Here is a 1,214-nt window from a genome sequence, read left to right on the forward strand (position 1 = left end):
GTGCCGCTCCGGGGCCCGGGGCGTGGTCGACTCCCCCTCAGCCGGCGTCCTGGGAGCGGCCGAGCTGGTCGTTGATGAAGGCGAACAGCTCCTCGTCGGAGGCGGCGCGCAGCTGTTCGGTGTCGACGGCGGGGGCGGCCGGCTCCTCGACCACCGCAAGACGGCCGAGCAGGGCCTGCAGGCGGGCGGAGAGGGTGCCGCGCAGGTCGTCGCCAGGCGCGGGCGCCGCGGCGAACGCGGCCTCCAGCCGGTCGAGTTCGGCGAGCACCGGCCTGGCCGAGGCGTCCGCCGCGGGGGCGGTCTCGGTGAACAGCAGCTCGGCGAGGGCGGCAGGCGTCGGAAAGTCGAACACCAGCGTGGCCGGGAGCCGCAGGCCGGTGGCGGTGTTCATCCGGTTGCGCAGTTCGACGCCGGTCAGGGAGTCGAAGCCGAGCTCCTTGAAGGCCCGTTCGGCCTCGACCGCGTCCGGTCCCGCGTGGCCGAGGACGGCCGCGACCTGGGTGCGGACCAGGTCCAGCAGCAGTGTGCGGCGGCCCTCCTCGTCCAGCCCGGCGAGCCGCTGCTCCAGTGTCCGGCCCTGGTCGGCCGCCACCGCGGCCGCGGCCCGCGGAGTGCGCCGGGCGGGGGCCCGGACCAGGCCCCGCAGCAGCGGCGGGACGGCGGACGGGTCCGCGTGGGCGCGCAGCCCGGCGACGTCCAGGCCCACCGGGGCGAGGGCGGCGCGGCCGAGGGTCGCCGCGGTGTCGAGCAGGGCCAGGCCCTGCGCGGAACCGAGCGGGGTGATGCCGCCGCGGGCCATCCGCCGGAGGTCTGCCTCGTCGAGGGTTCCGGTCATCCCGCTGCTCTCCGCCCACAGGCCCCAGGCGAGGGACAGGCCGGCGAGGCCGGCGGCGCGCCGGTGCCCTGCCAGCGCGTCGAGGAACGCGTTGGCGGCCGCGTAGTTGCCCTGGCCGGCGCCGCCGAAGGTGCCGGCGACGGAGGAGAACAGGACGAACGCCGCGAGGTCCGCGGACGCCGTGAGCTCGTGCAGGTGGAGTGCGGCGTCGACCTTGGGGCGCAGCACGGTGTCCAGCCGGTCGGGGGTGAGCGAGCCGACCACGCCGTCGTCGATGACGCCCGCCCGGTGGACCACGGCGGTCAGCGGGTGGGCGGCCGGGACGGCGGCGAGCAGGTCGGCGAGCGCCGTGCGGTCGGCGGCGTCGCAGGCGGCGAGG

1 protein-coding gene is annotated in these 1,214 nt (G+C 77.8%); it reads right to left on the reverse strand.

The features are described 5' to 3' along the window. Window positions 1–37: 37 nt before the first annotated feature. Window positions 38–1,214, reverse strand: a 1,177-nt coding sequence (locus tag ACFV0G_RS39550; RefSeq protein WP_380558834.1) for a KR domain-containing protein, incomplete at its 5' end; no start/stop codon positions are given.

It is taken from the genome of Kitasatospora sp. NPDC059571 (assembly GCF_042735675.1).
Classification (GTDB): Bacteria; Actinomycetota; Actinomycetes; order Streptomycetales; family Streptomycetaceae; genus Kitasatospora.